The sequence below is a fragment of the Streptomyces lincolnensis genome (assembly GCF_021173675.1).
In the GTDB taxonomy this organism is placed as follows: Bacteria; Actinomycetota; Actinomycetes; order Streptomycetales; family Streptomycetaceae; genus Streptomyces; species Streptomyces lincolnensis_B.
The window spans coordinates 96,691-112,227 of sequence record NZ_JAIHON010000008.1; the positions used below are offsets into that span (position 1 = coordinate 96,691).

The 15,537-nt window shown below is 72.3% G+C and carries 15 protein-coding genes; 6 read left to right on the top strand and 9 right to left on the bottom strand.

Translation table 11 applies throughout. The features are described 5' to 3' along the window. Nucleotides 1-53 precede the first annotated feature (53 nt). Nucleotides 54-869, bottom strand: a complete 816-nt coding sequence (locus tag K4B79_RS24210) for a hypothetical protein (RefSeq protein WP_232029410.1) — start codon at nt 867-869, stop codon at nt 54-56. Nucleotides 870-1,136: 267 nt separating this feature from the next. After that, nucleotides 1,137-4,010: a WD40 repeat domain-containing protein gene (locus tag K4B79_RS24215; RefSeq protein WP_232028994.1), complete on the bottom strand. Its 2,874-nt coding sequence runs from the start codon at nt 4,008-4,010 to the stop codon at nt 1,137-1,139. Between the two features lie 192 nt (nt 4,011-4,202). On the opposite strand from K4B79_RS24215, the gene K4B79_RS24220 reads away from it, so the two are divergent. Continuing rightward, nucleotides 4,203-4,526: an SH3 domain-containing protein gene (locus K4B79_RS24220; RefSeq protein ID WP_232028995.1), complete on the top strand. Its 324-nt coding sequence runs from the start codon at nt 4,203-4,205 to the stop codon at nt 4,524-4,526. 137 nt (nt 4,527-4,663) lie between these two features. Continuing rightward, nucleotides 4,664-5,137 (top strand): hypothetical protein, encoded by a 474-nt coding sequence (locus tag K4B79_RS24225; RefSeq protein WP_232028996.1) that lies wholly within the window; start codon nt 4,664-4,666, stop codon nt 5,135-5,137. A gap of 14 nt (nt 5,138-5,151) precedes the next feature. Here K4B79_RS24225 and K4B79_RS24230 read toward each other — a convergent pair whose 3' ends face one another. Beyond that, nucleotides 5,152-5,358 carry a DUF397 domain-containing protein gene (locus K4B79_RS24230; RefSeq protein WP_232028997.1) on the bottom strand — a complete coding sequence of 69 codons (207 nt, stop codon included), beginning with the start codon at nt 5,356-5,358 and terminating at the stop codon, nt 5,152-5,154. Beyond that, on the bottom strand, nt 5,342-6,181 hold the full coding sequence (locus K4B79_RS24235; protein WP_232028998.1) for a helix-turn-helix domain-containing protein: 840 nt from the start codon (nt 6,179-6,181) through the stop codon (nt 5,342-5,344). Before K4B79_RS24235 ends, K4B79_RS24230 begins: the two co-directional genes overlap by 17 nt. Before the next feature lie 120 nt (nt 6,182-6,301). On the opposite strand from K4B79_RS24235, the gene K4B79_RS24240 reads away from it, so the two are divergent. After that, a complete protein-coding gene (locus tag K4B79_RS24240) occupies nt 6,302-6,694 on the top strand; it encodes a hypothetical protein (protein ID WP_232029411.1) in 393 nt (130 codons plus the stop codon). On the opposite strand, the gene K4B79_RS24245 is transcribed toward K4B79_RS24240, so the two are convergent. From K4B79_RS24245 to K4B79_RS24255, 3 genes are all read right to left on the bottom strand, one after another. Further along, nucleotides 6,688-7,536, bottom strand: a complete 849-nt coding sequence (locus K4B79_RS24245; RefSeq protein WP_232028999.1) for an aldo/keto reductase — start codon at nt 7,534-7,536, stop codon at nt 6,688-6,690. The genes K4B79_RS24240 and K4B79_RS24245 overlap by 7 nt on opposite strands. A gap of 53 nt (nt 7,537-7,589) precedes the next feature. Continuing rightward, nucleotides 7,590-8,525, bottom strand: a complete 936-nt coding sequence (gene murQ / locus K4B79_RS24250; RefSeq protein WP_232029000.1) for an N-acetylmuramic acid 6-phosphate etherase — start codon at nt 8,523-8,525, stop codon at nt 7,590-7,592. Between the two features lie 115 nt (nt 8,526-8,640). Further along, nucleotides 8,641-9,588, bottom strand: a complete 948-nt coding sequence (locus K4B79_RS24255) for a MurR/RpiR family transcriptional regulator (protein ID WP_232029001.1) — start codon at nt 9,586-9,588, stop codon at nt 8,641-8,643. 55 nt (nt 9,589-9,643) lie between these two features. Between K4B79_RS24255 and K4B79_RS24260 the strand changes: the two genes are divergently transcribed. The 3 genes from K4B79_RS24260 (at nt 9,644) to K4B79_RS24270 (ending at nt 13,602) form a co-directional block, all read left to right on the top strand. Beyond that, a complete protein-coding gene (locus K4B79_RS24260; protein ID WP_232029002.1) occupies nt 9,644-10,039 on the top strand; it encodes a hypothetical protein in 396 nt (131 codons plus the stop codon). Continuing rightward, nucleotides 10,036-10,305, top strand: a complete 270-nt coding sequence (locus K4B79_RS24265; RefSeq protein WP_232029003.1) for a DUF4031 domain-containing protein — start codon at nt 10,036-10,038, stop codon at nt 10,303-10,305. Before K4B79_RS24260 ends, K4B79_RS24265 begins: the two co-directional genes overlap by 4 nt. Nucleotides 10,306-10,371: 66 nt before the next feature. Beyond that, nucleotides 10,372-13,602 carry an amidohydrolase family protein gene (locus K4B79_RS24270; protein WP_232029004.1) on the top strand — a complete coding sequence of 1,077 codons (3,231 nt, stop codon included), beginning with the start codon at nt 10,372-10,374 and terminating at the stop codon, nt 13,600-13,602. Here the strand turns inward: K4B79_RS24270 and K4B79_RS24275 are convergent. Next, complete coding sequence (locus K4B79_RS24275) at nt 13,599-14,708, bottom strand: GNAT family N-acetyltransferase (RefSeq protein ID WP_232029412.1); 1,110 nt, start codon at nt 14,706-14,708, stop codon at nt 13,599-13,601. The genes K4B79_RS24270 and K4B79_RS24275 overlap by 4 nt on opposite strands. Before the next feature lie 108 nt (nt 14,709-14,816). Further along, nucleotides 14,817-15,467, bottom strand: coding sequence for an HD domain-containing protein (locus tag K4B79_RS24280; RefSeq protein WP_232029005.1), 651 nt, complete (start codon nt 15,465-15,467; stop codon nt 14,817-14,819). Nucleotides 15,468-15,537 lie beyond the last annotated feature (70 nt).

Here is a 15,537-nt window from a genome sequence, read left to right on the forward strand (position 1 = left end):
GCCTCCTTCCCCCCATCGTGCCCTGGAGTGGTCTCGTCGGACCGTGGGCGCTGTCATACGGGTGTCCCTTCTCGTCGCCTCTGGGACATTGCGGCACGGATCTCGCCCGCGCGTGCGTGGATCTCGGGGGCGGGCAGGATCGCGGGGGAGCGTGTGGGGGCGCGTCCGGTACGGCAGCCTGCGCACACGCCCCCGGGCAGGGCCTCCGGGCGCCCGGGCAGTCCGCATTCGGCGCACTCCAGGATCCGGCGGGGAGCGGGTGCTACCTCCGGCTCCGGTGGGAGCTTCGTGGTCAGGCGGTTGCGGATCAGGGCGGCCGGGTGGTGGACCGGGGTGGGCAGGCCGGTGGTCAGGGCGCGGAGCACGTCCGTGTCGGTGGCGCCGCGTGCGTACCACTCGGTGACGAGCGGGGCGAGGGCGGCACAGTCCGCGGCGGAGAGCGAGAGCGTGGGGGCCTCGCGACCGAGGGCGGCGAGGAGGATGTGGGCGCGGGAACGGGTGGGTGCGCTCTGTGGGGGTTCTTTCGGTACGTCGCCTCTGGTGAACGCCGCCCACCAGTCATCCTCGTGTGCGGTGCGCGAGAACCACGATCGGGTGATCCAGCGGGTACCGCCGTCGGCGGCGGTCAGATGTTCGCGTCCCCGGCGCAAGTGCCCTGCGCGCTGGAGGTTGTTGAGGGCGGTCCGCAGGGCGCACTGTCCGTAGGGCAGCTCCTTGGCCAGCGTCTTTACGGAGATGTCGGCGCCCTCGGGGAGGCGGTCCACGTAGGCGGCGATGGCGGCTTCGCGGGGTGGGAGGTGCGCGAAGTCGTGCGCGGTGCGGGGATGTTGGGCCGGCGCGGTGCGTTTTCCGTAGCCCGGTTTGGCCATCGGGTGCGGGGTCGCGTGCGCGGGCAGGGGCATACCACTAAAGTTGGCGTCAGCCACGGGATCACGTTTCCTGATCTCGGCGGTTAAGCCCCCGCAGGTGTTGCTAGCGCCTGGCGGGGGCTGTTCGTTATGCGGGCACGCTAGAGGATCGTCACCCTGCGTGGCAAACCGGATGCGGCGCGTCAACTCGCCGGGTGGGAGGGCGGGTTGAGGCCCTCCACCCATTCCTTGAAAACAGGGCTCGGAGTTCGGGGCTTGAGCTTCGGGTCAGGTGTGGCGGGGGCAGGGTGGGGTGTAGTCGAGGCGGGGGAAGTGGCGGGACCACTGGGCGCGGGTGATGGTGCCGGGGAAGTGGTCGCAGGCGTTGGTGAGTACCCGGTCGAGGTCCGTGTGCCAGATCTGGACGCTGCGGTGGGCGGTCACGGTGAGGAACAGGCCGTGCGTGGTGAGGTGGCGGACCTCCTTGACCGTGCCGCGGGGGTTGGTGAGGTGGGCCAGCGGGGCGGGGCGGGCGCGGTCGGTCACGTCCCAGACGTTCACCACGCCGTCCACTCCGACGGTGACCGCGGTGCGGCCGTGGGAGGCGAAGGCGACGCCGGCGACGATGTCGGCGTGTCTCACCAGCTCGCCCAGTCGCCGGTGCCGGGGAAGACCGCCGATGTCCCACAGCCGTGCCGTGTGGTCGTCGCTCCCGCTCAGCAGGGTGCGGCCGTCCGGACTGTAGGCGAGGGCGTCCACGAAGTGCCGGTGTCCCTTGAGGACGGCGACGGGGGTGGCGTGGCGCGGGTCGGTGACGTCCCAGACGCGGATGGTGCGGTCGTCGGAGCCCGAGGCCAGGGTCCTTCCGTCGGGGCTGAAGGTCACGGGTTTGACGTTGGCGGTGTGGCCGACGAGCCTGTCGAGCCTGCGGGGACGTGCTGGGTCGGTGATGTCCCAGAGGTGGAGGACGTCGTCGTAACCGCTGGTGGCGGCCAGTCGGCCGTCGTGGCGCACGGCGAGGGAGTAGACGGCTTCGGTGTGCCCCGTGGGCCGCTTGCACAACAGGGTGGGACGGCGCGGGTCGGTCACGTCCCACAGCCGGAGCGTGTGGTCACTGCCCACGCCGACCAGCGTGTCGCCGTGCGGGGTGAACTCGATTCCGTTCAGGGCGAATTCGCGGGTGTCGATGGCGCCGAGCCGACGGGGCCGGCGTGGATCGCTCAGGTCCCACAGGACGATCTGCGCCTGGTCGGCCATGGCCAGGGTGCGGCCGTCGGCGGTCACGGCCGGTGTGTGCCCGGTCGGCCGGGGGTCGGTCGACGCGATGGACAGGGTGCTGAGCAGGGCGTCCCGGGTGCGGCCCTGCGGGGCCTGGCGGTAGGCGGCCAGCGCGATCGGGACGGCCAGTGACGGATTGCTCGGGCTGAGGCGCACGGCCTCGTCGGCGGCCCGCAGGATCACGGCCTCGTTGCGCTGCCGTGTGATGGTGCCCTGCGCCTGTACGGCGAAACCGGCGGCGGCCACGGCACACACCAGCAGGACGACCAGGGCGCCGACCAGCCTGCGCAGCCGACGCAGTCGGCGGCCCTCGCGCTGCCGCTCCTGCCGTGCCGCCGACTCGCAGGCGTCGAGGAAGGCGCGTTCCCGCGCGGTCAGCGCCCGCGGCGGGAGGTCCTTCGCGGCGGCGAGGCGTACCCCGCGGTACAGGAGGTCGGGGTCGCGGTCCAGGGACTCCCAGAGCGTGGTGGCCTCGGTCAGCGCGCGTCGCAGACGTTCCTGGTCGCGGTCCTCCTCCAGCCAGTCGCCGAGCCGGGGCCAGCAGCGGATCAGCGCCTCGTGGGCGATCTCCACATGGTCACCGTCGACCGTCAGCAGCCGGGCCCGGGTCGCCTGTTCCAGGACGGTCCCGGTGTCGGGACCGTCGTCGAGTTCCTGGCGCGGCACCCGGCGTTTGGTGTCCTCGGTGCCCTCGCCCAGCGCGACGAGCCGCAGGAACAGCCGTCGCGCGGCCCACCGCCCGCTGTCGCCCAGGGCGTGGTGGAACGCCTCGGCGGTCTGGGCGAGCGCCCCCTCGAAGCCGCCCGCCGCACGGTATCCGGCCAGCGTGAGGGCGTTGCCCCGCCGTCGGCCCCAGGTCTCCAGCAGTGCGTGCGACAGCAGGGGCAGGGCTCCCGGCCGGCCGTGGGCCTCGGCCGTGAGGCCGGTCAGCAGGGCGCTCTCGACGGTGAGCCGGGAGCGGGCGGCCGGCTGGACGATCGCCGCCCGCAACTCCTCGACGGTCATCGGGCCGACGGGACGGTGGGCGTGGGGCAGGACGTCGACGAGGCCGGGCAGCCGTGTGCAGTGCGTGTAGAAGTCGGACCGTACGGCGATGGCGACCCGGGTGCGGCTGTCGGGGGCCTGCGCCGCGTGCAGGAGCGCGGCGAGGAACCGCTCCCTTTCCCGCGGGTCGCGGCAGACCGTGAACACCTCCTCGAACTGGTCCACGACGACGAGCAGTTCGTCCGCGGTGGAGCCCGCCTCCTGCTCCCGCGCGAGGATCTGCCGCACCAGCCGGTGGAAGGTGTGCGGCTCGGCGGCGAGTCCGTCGCGCACCTCGCCGGGGGCGGCCCCGGCACGGGCCGCCAGCCGGACGGCGCATTCCTCCAGCGGATGCGGGCCGGGTGTGAAGACCAGTGAGGAAACACCGGGAAAAGCGGGAAGCACACCCGCGCGCAGCACCGACGACTTTCCGGATCCGGATGCCCCGAACAAGACAAGAAGCCGTTTTTCCTTCAGATGTTCGACAAGGGTGGCGGTGAGTTTCTCGCGTCCGAAGAAAACACCGGCGTCGGCCTCTCCGAAAGCCGCCAGACCGACATACGGCGGCTTGGCGCCACCGCTTCTCCGGTCCTCGGGGCCGGTCTCGGCCGATGCGCCCGCGTCGGTGCCCGCGCCTGTGCACGCGTCGGCCGTCCGTTGCCAGATCAGCTTCCATTCCCGCTCGTCACCGCCGCAGGCGCGGACGTAGGCGAGGGTGACGGCCAGGCTGGGCAGCTGCCGTCCCGCCGCGGCCGAGGACAGCGACGCGATCGAATAATGCGCGTCCCGTGCGAGGTCCCGGTAGGTGGGAGAACCGGCCTGTTCCCGCAGTTTCCGTAAGCGTGCCGCGAATTCGAACAATGGACCGCCGTCCGGGTCCAAAGGAATCTCTCCCCGTGGCACACGCCCACCCCTTCCCCCTGGTCACACGGATTGTTCGGCATCCGTTTGTTCAGCTTCGGGCGACCGGTCTTGAACAACAGATTAGCGGCTACAAACGGTGCATCGGGTCCCGCACCGAGGACCCGGCAACGAACGGAAAAGAGAAATCCCATGCAGAAGCGCATGCTGGCCGCGGCCGCTCTGATCAGCGGAGTCGTACTGATCGCCGGGCCGCTGGCACAGACCGGGCAGGCCACGGAGGCCTCCGGCTCGGCCTCAGCTCCCGCCTCCGTCGTGCGGCAGGACCTCGTCTGCACCGTGAACGACGACGGGGTCAACTTCCGCGGCGGGCCCGGCACCAACTACCCGGTCCTCGGCAAGGTGAACAGGGGGGACCAGCTCATCTACCGTGACTACGACGGTCGCTGGATCATGGGCGACCTGGTGGGCGGCCCCACCGGCGTCTGGATCTACGACTCCTACCTCGACTGCTGACGGCACGGCCCGTCGGCCCACGGGGCACCGCCACTTCGCGTGGCGGTGCCCACCCTGGCAGTTCTCAGGGTCACGACGTCCCTGGCGATCCCTACGCTTCGAGGCGCTGACTCGGGTGCGACTACAGAGGGGATCACATGAGATCGACAAGGCTCAGGAATCGGGCGGCCGCGATGGTCGCGACGATGGTCGCCGCAGTCCTCGTTCCACTGGCGGCGCAGGCACCGGCACAGGCGGCCACGAACGGTGCGACCGGAACGGCCGCGTGGACACCGCAGATCTACCCGCTGTTCTCCGGCGAGTGGGTGCAGCGGAACGTGTCGAACGACAATCGGAACGCGGCGCTGGTCGCGTGCTCCTTGGCATCCGGGATCGCCTGCGTGTCGGCCGGCCAGGGCGACGGCAAACACAGCGTCTTCCACCTGTTCAAGTGCGATACGCGGTCACTCTCGAACTTCGTCGACGCGCTCGCCGTTCGCAACAACCAGACCGGCGGGGCCCAGGTCCACTTCTGGGGGCCCAGGTACTCCACCAAGATCCCCGCGAACGGCGTGATCACCACGGTGCCGGACTACGCGACGTACGACTTCAACCGCCTCGACATCTGCTGACGTGGCTTCCGCGCCTAGGGTGCCTTCACCGCTTCGAGGAACGCGGACCATGCCTCCGGCCGGAACGCGAGCTTCGGGCCTTGAGGGTGCTTGGAGTCGCGGACGGGGATGACGGTGGGGTTGCCGGCGGCGACTTCGAGGCAGTTGCCGCCGCTGCCTCCGCTGTAGCTGGACTTGTGCCAGGTGGCGGTGTCCAGGTCGTACTCAGGGATGCTCCTCATGGGCGTAATCCTGCGCCACTGCCTCGATCAGGACCAGGGAATTCCGTGGGGAGAGCGCGGAGGCTGTGAGCAGCTCGTAGGTGAGCCGTTGGTGCCTGACGGTGGCGGGGTCGTCCTCCAGACGTCCGGTGCCGACACCCTCGAAGTAGGCGAGCGGGGGTGCGTTTTCGAAGTCCATCAGCTTGACGGAGCCCTCCATCGCGGGATGCGCTCCGGCATCGAAGGGCAACACCTGCACGATCACCCTGTTCCGCCGGATCAGGCCCGCGATGTGCTGCAACGCCTCCGACATCACCGTGGGTCCGCCGGTCGCCCGACGTAGAGCGGACTCGTCCATCACCACCCACAACAACGGCTCTGTTGGGTCGGCGAGGAGGCGGGCCCGTTCCACGCGTGCGGACACCACCTCCTCGATCGCCTCGTCCGGAGCTGTCGGTTGGTAGGCCCGACAGACGGCGCGTGCGTATGCCGTTGTCTGCAGCAGGCCTGGGATCAGGAGCTGTGAGTACTCCCTGATTTCCTTGGCCGTGCTCTCCGCCTCCGCCGCCTCGGCGAAGTGATCCGGATACCGCGACCTCGCCGCCGCCCCACAGTTCCGCCGGAAGAAGTCCCCCGTGTCCAGGACCTCGTCCAGCGACCGCGCGTACTCCGGGAGCATCCGCCGCGTGCCCGCCTCCAGTTGGCCGATGAACGAGCCGCTGACGAACAGCCGTTGGCCCAGTTCGTCCTGGCTCAGTCCCGCCTTCTCTCTCGCGTGGCGCAGCTCCGCGCCGAGGAGGGCGCGGGGGGACGATGACGGGTCCAGGTCCTTCGGTCCTGCCATGGGTGACTCCCGGTCCAACGGACGATGTTGTTGGGGTGTTGTATCTGGCCAGGTTAGGGGCGTCGCGGACACGCTGTGTAGGGAATCGGCAACTCAGTGTGGAGGTGGCGGGAGATGGTCGTGCGGTCGACCGAGGAAGTGCTGGAGGTGTTGAGGGCGGCGCTGGTGGGTGCGGGGGTCGTGCTCCCGTCCCTGGACGTCGACCCCGTCACGGCGGCCGGTGACGAGCCGTTCCCCCTGGTCAGCCTCGGCAGGTGCAACGTGCGGACGGCGGAGCGGCTGGCGTCGGTGCTGCGCGGGGAGCGGCCGGCCGTGGGGGCGCAGGTGGTCGACGTGCGGGACGGGCGGATCGGGGAGGTCATGGGGCACGTCGGGGGCAGGGTGCAGCTGAGGCCCGTGGGCGGGGGCAGGGAGTGGGACTGTCTGCCGGAGGAGACCGGGCCCGCGCCGCGCGCGGAGGTGCTGCGGGCGCGGGTGCGGCAGATCAACGGGGAGGGGCGGCTGCCTCAGTGAGCCGCCTCGTCCAGCCTGTCCAGACGGGCGAGTTGGGCCGGGGTGAGGGTCAGGTTCGCCGCCGCCACGTTCTCCTCCAGGTGCGCGAGGGTCGCCGTACCGGGGATCGGAAGGATCACCGGCGAGTGGGCGAGGAGCCAGGCCAGGGCGACCTGGGTCGGGGTGGCGTCCAGCTCGGAGGCGATGGCGGTGATGTCGGGGTTCGCGTCCGCCGCGCCCGGCGCCAGCGGGCGCCAGGGGAGGAACGCGATGCCGGCCGCCTCGCAGGCCTTGAGGACGGGCTCGTGCTCGCGGCGGTCGAGGAGGTTGTAGCGGTTCTGGACGCTGGCGATGTCCACGATCGAGCGGGCCTCGTCCAGTTCGGCGACCGTGACCTCGGACAGGCCGATGTGGCCCACCTTGCCCTCTGCCCGCAGGTCACGGAGGGCGCCGATCTGGTCGGGGAGCGGGGTGTCCGGGTCGAGGCGGTGGAGTTGGAGCAGCTCGATACGGTCGACGCGCAGACGTCGTAGCGCGTTGTCCACCTGGGCGCGGAGGGCGGCGGGGCGGCCGTCCAGGCACCACTCGCCCGCCGGTGAGAGGGCGGGGCCGACCTTGGTGGTGACGAGCAGGTCGGCGGGGTACGGGTGGAGCGCCTCGGCCAGGAGCTCTTCGTTGGCTCCCCAGCCGTACATGTAGGCCGTGTCGATGAGTGTGACCCCGAGTTCGACGGCTCGCCGGGCCAGCTGGATGGATCGTGCTCGCGCGTCCGCCGGTTCCGTCGGCAAGCGCATCGCGCCGAATCCGAGCCGCCGTACTTCGAGATCCCCGCCGATGCGGAAGGTGGGCGTGGGCGTGGTCATATGGTGTCTCCCCCTGTCGAACACCCACGCTAACAAGCCGAGTTGGCGAGTGGTCAGTCCCGCGCCGCCCCCAGCGCCGCCCGCAGATGCCCGTCCGCCTCCTCCAGCAGACGAGCGGCCGTCGGGCCGTCGACCTCCGCGAGGATCGACAGGATGGCGTTCTTCACCTCGCCGTCGGTGGCGGCGAGGGCGCGCTCGATCTCGTCGTCCTCCGCGCCCGTGGCGAGGGCGACGATCCGGCGGGAACGGGCGCGCAGTTTGTCGTTGGAGGCGCGGACGTCGACCATCAGGTTCCCGTAGGTCTTGCCGAGACGGATCATCGTGATCGTCGAGAGCATGTTGAGGACCAGCTTCTGGGCCGTGCCCGCCTTCAGGCGGGTCGAGCCGGTCAGCAGTTCCGGGCCGACGACGATCTCGATCCCGTGCTCGGCCGCCGCCGCCAGCGCGCTGTCCGCGTTGCAGGCCAGCCCGATCGTCAACGCGCCCCGCGCCCGCGCGTGCTCCACCGCGCCGATGGCGTACGGGGTACGGCCGGACGCGGACACCCCGACCACCGTGTCGACCGGGCTCACCCCGAGCCCGTCCAGGTCGGCCCGCGCCAGGTCCACCGAGTCCTCGGCGCCCTCCACCGAGGTCACCATCGCCTCCGGGCCCCCCGCGATCACCCCCACCACCTGCGACGGATCCGTGTTGAACGTCGGCGGGCACTCGGATGCGTCCAGCACGCCGAGCCGCCCGGCGGTGCCGGCCCCGGCGTAGATGAGCCGCCCGCCGCGCGCCATCCGCTCGGCGACCGCGTCGATCGCGACGGCGATCTCCGGCAGCCGCTCCGCCACGGCCGTCGGCACGGTGGCGTCCTCGCCGTTCATCAGACGGGCGATGTCGAGCGTGGGCAGACGGTCGATGTCGGCCAGGTCGGGCCGAAAGGCCTCGGTGGTGAGGGATTCCAACTGCGCTTGCAGATCACGGTGGTTGGAGGTGGAGGTCATGGTGGCAGGCAGCTCTTTCCAGTGTGCGGTCTGATGTCATGCCTTAGGGGCGCGAGGAACTGCGCGACCAGCCACATCCGGCCCGCAGATCACCACATACGGTCAGCCCTACGATCTACCGCCGATGCCGATGCGCCAACGCCTCGTACGACGCCGACAGCGCGGGCGCCGCCGTGTCGTAGGTCCGCTGGGCGACTCCCACGAACAGACAGTCCACCACCAGCAGTTGACTCGTCCGGGAGGACATCGCGGCGGGCCGCAGCTCGCTCTCGCGTGCCGTGGACGTCGTCAGTACGTGGTCGGCGTACTGGGCGATGTGCCCGTCCGGCCGCCCGGTGATCGCGATCGTCGTGGCCCCGTGTTCGAAGGCGACCCGCAGCGGCTCGACGACGTCCCCGGTGGACCCGGAGTGCGTGATCGCGATGGCCACGTCGCCCGAGCCCAGCTGGACGGCGTTGGTGACGGCTAGGTGGGGATCGCTGTGGGCGTGGGCTATCCGCCCTATGCGCAGCAGTTTCTGGGTGAGGTCCTGGGCGACGAGCCCGCTCGCGCCGACCCCGTAGACATCGGTGCGCCGGGCCGAGGCGAGGGCCGCCACGGCCGCTCCGAGCTGGACCGTGTCGAGGCCGGCCGCCGTGTCGGCGAGGGTCTGCTGCTCGTCGTAGGCGAGTTTCGCGACGACGTCGGCGATGGGGTCGTCGACGGCGATGTCGGTGGTGATGGCGGGCGCTCGCCCGGACTGCTGCTGGGCGGCGAGGCCGGCGAGGGCGAGGCGGAGATCGCGGTAGCCGGGGTAGCCGAGCAGCCGGGCCGTCCGTACGACCGTGGCCTCGCTGGTGCCGGTGAGTTCGGCGAGGCCGGTGACCGTGAGGGCCGCGCAGCCCGCCGGGTCGCCGGCGACGGCCTCGGCGACCCGCTGCATGGAACGGGTCATGGACGGGGCCAGCGTGCGCACCTTGGCGGCGAGGGCGGCGGGGGCGGGAGGAACCTGCGCCTGCGCACCCACCCGGCCACCTCCGGCTCCGTTCCCGCCTCCGAAAATTTCCTTCACGTTCTGTGTCACATGTGAAAGATATTTTCGGCTCGGTGTCGTGGTCAAGAGTGCGCACAATGGGTTCATGGACCCCTCCGACCACCCCATCAGCCCCCTGGAGCAGGCGTTGCACGCGGCACGCGCCCTCGTGCTCGCCGATCTGGCCGCGAACGAGGTCGCCGCGGCGGACGTGGTGTCCATGGTCGAGGACTCCGTCGTACAGCGGCGATGGTGGGTGGAGCAGTGGCCGGAGGGCGCCGAGTTCGTCGCGGGCCTGGTCGCGCAGGACGTCCAGGACGCCCTGCTGGAGGCCTACGGCCGCTGGCCCCTGTGCCCGGTCTGCGGCTCCGGCGACCCGCACGCCCTGGAGGTCGAGCCGGAACTCGGCGCCGACCCGCACTGGGTCTGCCACCAGGCCGGCGTGAAGGTCGCCGCCGTGGGATCCCTGAACCCCGCGACCGGCGGGACGCCCTCCTCGTGACCGTCTACATAGACCCGCCGACCTGGCCCGGCCACGGCCGCATGTGGTCCCACCTGGTCAGCGACACCTCCTTCGACGAACTCCACACCTTCGCCGAGCGGGCGGGGGTCCCGCGCCGGGCCTTCGAGCGCGACCACTACGACATCCCCTCGCACCGGTACGCGGAGGTGGTGGCGGCCGGGGCGGTGGAGGTCAGCAGCCGGGAGGTGGTGCGGCTGCTGGTCGGGGCGGGGTTGCGGCGGCCGAAGGGGCGGGCGGGGTCCTAGGAGCCGCGTGAGCGCGGACTGTCATGGGCATTCTCTTCGGTATCCCCCACACCGCAGGGAACTCTCATGGACTTGGAAGACTCCTCCGTCTCCTCCGGCATCTCCGTCTCTTCTGACATCTCCGTCTCCCGCCGCGGCTTTCTCCAGGCCACCGTCGTGGCCGGAGCCGTCGCCACGGTCGGTGCGGTCGGCGCACCGGCCGTGGCGGCCCCCTCCCGGACCGCCGCCACCTCCACCTCCACCACCACCACCCTCACCTTCACCACCGCCACAGGCGGCTCCGCGACCCTCTCGCCGACCGGCGACCGGGTCGTCGTAGAGGCGCAGAACGTGCTGTGGTCCGTCCCGCGCTCGGGCGGAGCGGCCACCGCGCTCACCGTGCCCCAACTGGAGCCCACCCGCCCGCAGTTCTCGCCCGACGGCAAGCGTCTCGTCGTATGCGGATACCACGGCGGAGGTTTCCACCTGTGGACGCTGAGCCCCGACGGAGGCGAGCCGCGGCAGCTCACCGACGGGCCGTGGGACGACCGGGCGCCCGCCTGGTCGCCGGACGGCACCCGGATCGCGTTCGCCTCCGAGCGCGGCGGCGACACCGTGACCGGCAGCCCGTACCGGATCTGGGTCCTGGACGTGCGTACCGGCGCCCTGACCCGGCTGACCGGACGTCCGGGACAGGAGGGCCCCGCCCGGGACGGCGCCTGGGAGGACTTCGACCCCGCCTGGTCGCCCGACGGCGAGCGGGTGCTGTTCGTCCGTGCCGCCGTCACCGCGTCCGGCACCCTGCGCGCCGACACCGTCGCCTCGGTCGCCGCCGACGGCACCGGACCGGTCACCACCGAGCACACCGACACCTCCGGCGCCCAGCTCATGACCCCGGCCGTCTCACCGGCCGGCCGCCTGGCCTACCTGCGCACCACGCCGTCCCCCACGGCCTCCTGCCGGCTCGTCGTGGACGGCACCCCGGTCGCCGTCGAGGGTGACGTCCAGCCGGCGCCGCCCCGCTGGGCCGACGACGGGCGGCTGCTGCTCATGGCCGACGGGCATGTCCGCCTCGTCGACCCGGACAAGCCGGAGGAGCGAGGCGAGGAGATCCCGTTCACCGCAGGGCTGCCCGTGGACCGGCCCCGCTACCGCGTCAAGGCCTACGACTTCGAGGGCACCGGCACCCGGCCCGTGCGCGCGCTGCACCTGCCCGTCCTCTCGCCCGACGGCCGCACGGTCGCCTTCGTCGCGCTCAACGCGCTGTGGACCGCGGGCACGGACGGCCGCCGCGCTCCCCGCAGGATCCTCCGGGTGCCGCCCACCCGCTATGTGACGGCGCCCGCCTGGAGCCCGGACGGCAAGGCACTGCTGTACACCGACGACCGCGACGGCCTGTTCGCCGTACGCCGCCGGGACCTGGCCTCCGGGCAGGACACCGTGCTCGCCGAGGGCGGCCGGATCTTCCCCGCCCTCGCGCCCGACGGCACCCGGCTGGCCTGCCTGGACATGTCCGGCAATCTTGTCGTGCGGGACCTGTCCGCCGGTACCGAACGCGTCCTGGCCGCCCCGCTCGGCGCGGGCGGGCTCCCCGGCCGCCCCAGCTGGTCGCCCGACGGCCGGTATCTCGCGCTGTGCGACCGCAACCGCCTCAACCAGCGCTTCCGCGAGGGCTACAACCTCATCCGGGTCGTCGACACCACCGACGGCAGCGCGGTCCTGCACCCGCTGGCCCCGCACACCTCCCTCTCCGACCGTTACGACTCCGGACCCGTGTGGTCCCCGGACGGCCGCTGGATGGCCGTCGTCGCCGAGTCCGCGCTCTGGCTGCTCCCGGTGCGCGCCGACGGCACCCCCGACGGCGAGCCGCGCCGCCTGACGAACGAACCCGCCGACCATCCGTCCTGGTCCGCCGACGCCCGCACCCTGCTCTACCTCTCCGCGGGCACCCCGCGCCTGCACGACCTCGCGAGCGGCACCACCCGTACCGTCCGGATCCGGCTGGACCATCGCAGACCGCGCCCCGCCGACACGGTCGTACGTGCCGGACGTTTCTGGGACGGCACGGGGTCGGAAGTCCGCGAGGACATGGACGTCGTCATCCGCGACGGCCGTATCGCCGAGGTCGCCCCGCACCGCACCGGCCGCCCCGCCGCCCGTCGCGTCGACGCGAGCGACCGCACGGTTCTCCCCGGCCTGTGGGACGCCCACACCCACCCCTGGCAGACGACGTACGGCGGCCGTCAGACGGCACTCCAACTCGCCTACGGCATCACCACCGCCGTCTCCCTGGGCGGTTTCGCCTACGAGCAGGCCAGGATCCGGGAGGCGGTCGCCGCCGGTGACCTGGCCGGACCGCGCCTGCTGTCCACCGGCGAACTCCTCGACGGCTCCCGCGTCGCCTACAGCATGGGCCGCGCCCACCGCACCCGGGAGGGACTGCGCAGGTCGCTGGAGCGCGCGGCGGCCCTCGACTGGGACTTCGTCAAGACGTACGTACGGGCCCCGGGCTGGGTGATGAAGGAGGCCGCCGACTTCGCGCACCACCGGCTCGGTGTGCGCAGCGGCAGCCATCTGTGCACTCCGGGCGTGCAGCTGGGCCAGGACCTGACGACCCATCTCCAGGCCACCCAGCGCCTGGAGTTCGGGCACGCGACCACCGCCGCGGGCAACTCCTTCCAGGACGTCGAGGAGATCTACACCGGCACCGACTTCCACCTCGTCGCCACCCCGTTCACCGCCCTGCCCCTGCTGGGCGCCGACCCGTCCCTCGCCGAGGATCCGCGGGTCACCACCCTCATGCCGCCGTGGGACACCGCGATGGTCCGCCAGCTGGCCGCACAGCCGCCGACGGATGCCCAACTCTCCACGCTGGACCGCGAGTTGTCGTTCTACCGGCGTGTCCTCGCGGGCGGCGGCCTGGTCGCCCTCGGCACCGACCAGCCGCTCGTCCCGGTCGGCCTCCACCTCCACCTGGGCCTGCGCGCCCTCCACCGGGCCGGACTGTCCCCGGCCGAGGCCCTGCGCACCGCCACCCTGCTGCCCGCCCGGGTCTTCGGCGCCGACTCCGACCTCGGCACGCTGGAGGAGGGCAAGCTCGCCGACCTCACCCTCGTGGACGGCGACCCGTTCACCGACTTCACCGACCTGATCCGGACACCGGCGGTGTTCCGGGGCGGCGTGCTGTTCGAGCAGTCGGAGCTGGTCGGGGCGTTCGAGACGGCGACCGCACGGAGGGCCGCGGGGGAGTCTCACTGGCTGGAGGTGAGCCGGCACATGCGGCGGGAGGGATGCTGCGATCCGGAGACCGGGCGCTAGGGCCGGTCTCCCGCGCGCCGCACGTACAGCCGCAGCTCCCCCTCCGGGTCGTCGTGCTCGGCGTGGGCCGTCCGCTCGTCCTCCACGGAGGCGCGGGTGAATCCGGCGCGGGCGATCACGCGCTGCGAGGGGGCGTTGCCGGTCTCGATCGTCGCGCACAGCGCGTGGACGTCGTCGCGGGCGAGGGCCCACTCCGACAGGGCGGTCAGGGCCTCGGTGGCGTAGCCGTTGCCGCGGGCGGCCTCGACCAGGTCGTAGCCGACCTCGGCGCGGCCGTCCTCGTCGGGGGCGCCGTGGAAGCCCATGCCGCCCACGGCGATCCCGTCCGCGCGGCGGACCAGGGCGAACAGGCCGAACTCCGGGCGGTGCACGCCCCCTTCGTAGGCCTTGAGGACCATCCCGGCCGCTTCCCGGGTGCCCTCGAAGGGCCCGTCGCCGAGCCACTCGAAGCCGCCGTCGCCGCCCGCGGCCAGGTCGGCGGCGGCCGCGGGGGTGACGCCCTGGAGGGTGAGCCGGTCCGCGTCGATCACCAGGTTGTTGTTCCAGCGCCACTGGGTGACCGGGGCCCGCCCGGGCAGCTCACCGCGGCCGGTCGCCCACAGCAGGGTGCGCCAGTGGTCCTGGCCCGGCTGGACGTGCGGGAAGATCCCGGTCAGCACGTACTCCGCGAGCTCGGCGGCGGGCTCGTACGCGATGCCCAGGCCCTCGGCGATGTCATGCGTGTGCAGCAGCACCTCGGCGACCCCCATCGCCGCGAAGCCGTCCCGGTTCGCGCTGCGGAAGGGGTACGGGTGGAAGGCCCGCGCCTCCCGGGGGGCGGTGCGGAGGGCGGCGGCGAGCAGGGCGCCGGTCGCCTCGATGACATCCACGATGCCCGCGTTGTCGGTGCCCTCGTCGAGGGTGATCTCGAACGGCACGTAGGCGTTCCGCGCCCGCCCCGCCAACTGCGCCGCGTACGCCACGAGATCCTCGCCGATGTGGAACGCGGTCGTGGCACAGTCCCACTCCAGCCGGCCCGCCCTCACCCCCGCCCAGTCCCGCTCCGCCACCGTCCGCAGCAGCGCGACGCTGCCTGCCACGGCCTCTTCGACTCGGTCCCCGCCCATGTGTCGCATACGGCGCAGACTATGGGCTCGGCCGCCCGAACGAACCTCATTTACCGGGCCCGGACGGGGGTTGATCCGAAGGGTCCTCGTGGGCGGCGACCCGCCTGGTCAGCTTTCGAGCAGTGCCAGTTCGCCGGCCAGGTTGTACCGTGCCGTCGCCTCCCACTCCCGCTCCCCGTACGGCGTCCTGAACAGCCGGGGGAGGTCGAGGAGTTGGCGCAGGATCGCGGCGCGGCCCTCGCGGAAGGCGGCCTGGGGGACGAAGCCGTACTCCTCGCGGACGGCGGCCGTGTAGGCGGCGTAGGCGGAGGGCGGGGCGGCGAGGATCGCGAGGTCGGCGTCGCAGAGGACCTGGCCGTCGGGGTCGTCGTCGGCCGGGTCGTGGGTGACGGTGAGGCGGACCAGCCGGGCCACCTCGGCGGTCCTCGCGGCGGACAGGCCCGCCTCGGGCAGGGCGCGTTCGGCGAGGCGGGCCGAGCGCTCCTCGTTCTCGGAGCGGTCGGGGAAGTAGACCGCGTCGTGGAACCAGGCGGCGAGGCGGACGACGTCCGGGTCGGCCGCGTGCTTCTCCAGTACGTCGATGTGGTCCAGGACCGCCGTGAGGTGCGTGAGCGTGTGGTAGCGGCGCTGCGGTTCCCGCCAGCGGGCCAGCAGGTTGTCGGCGTAGGGCAGCGGGTCGGGGCCGGGGGTGTCCGGCCCGCCCCGGGCGGCTTCCAGGGCGTGGGTGAAGCGGGTGCGCAGGGCGTCGGGATCGGCCATGTCCTTATTCTCCCCGTCGCCATTCTCCCCGTCGCCGGATTCTCCCCGCGGCCCGGGCGGGAGCCCTAGC

Excerpts from the sequence above, each read along its gene's own strand:
- murQ (WP_232029000.1), bottom strand. The coding sequence starts at position 8,525 with ATGACCTCCACCTCCAACCACCGTGATCTGCAAGCGCAGTTGGAATCC.
- K4B79_RS24275 (WP_232029412.1), bottom strand. The coding sequence starts at position 14,708 with ATGGGCGGGGACCGAGTCGAAGAGGCCGTGGCAGGCAGCGTCGCGCTG.
- K4B79_RS24230 (WP_232028997.1), bottom strand. The coding sequence starts at position 5,358 with ATGAGGAGCATCCCTGAGTACGACCTGGACACCGCCACCTGGCACAAG.
- K4B79_RS24270 (WP_232029004.1), top strand. The coding sequence starts at position 10,372 with ATGGACTTGGAAGACTCCTCCGTCTCCTCCGGCATCTCCGTCTCTTCT.
- K4B79_RS24280 (WP_232029005.1), bottom strand. The coding sequence starts at position 15,467 with ATGGCCGATCCCGACGCCCTGCGCACCCGCTTCACCCACGCCCTGGAA.
- K4B79_RS24225 (WP_232028996.1), top strand. The coding sequence starts at position 4,664 with ATGAGATCGACAAGGCTCAGGAATCGGGCGGCCGCGATGGTCGCGACG.
- K4B79_RS24245 (WP_232028999.1), bottom strand. The coding sequence starts at position 7,536 with ATGACCACGCCCACGCCCACCTTCCGCATCGGCGGGGATCTCGAAGTA.
- K4B79_RS24260 (WP_232029002.1), top strand. The coding sequence starts at position 9,644 with ATGGACCCCTCCGACCACCCCATCAGCCCCCTGGAGCAGGCGTTGCAC.
- K4B79_RS24235 (WP_232028998.1), bottom strand. The coding sequence starts at position 6,181 with ATGGCAGGACCGAAGGACCTGGACCCGTCATCGTCCCCCCGCGCCCTC.
- K4B79_RS24210 (WP_232029410.1), bottom strand. The coding sequence starts at position 869 with ATGGCCAAACCGGGCTACGGAAAACGCACCGCGCCGGCCCAACATCCC.
- K4B79_RS24220 (WP_232028995.1), top strand. The coding sequence starts at position 4,203 with ATGCAGAAGCGCATGCTGGCCGCGGCCGCTCTGATCAGCGGAGTCGTA.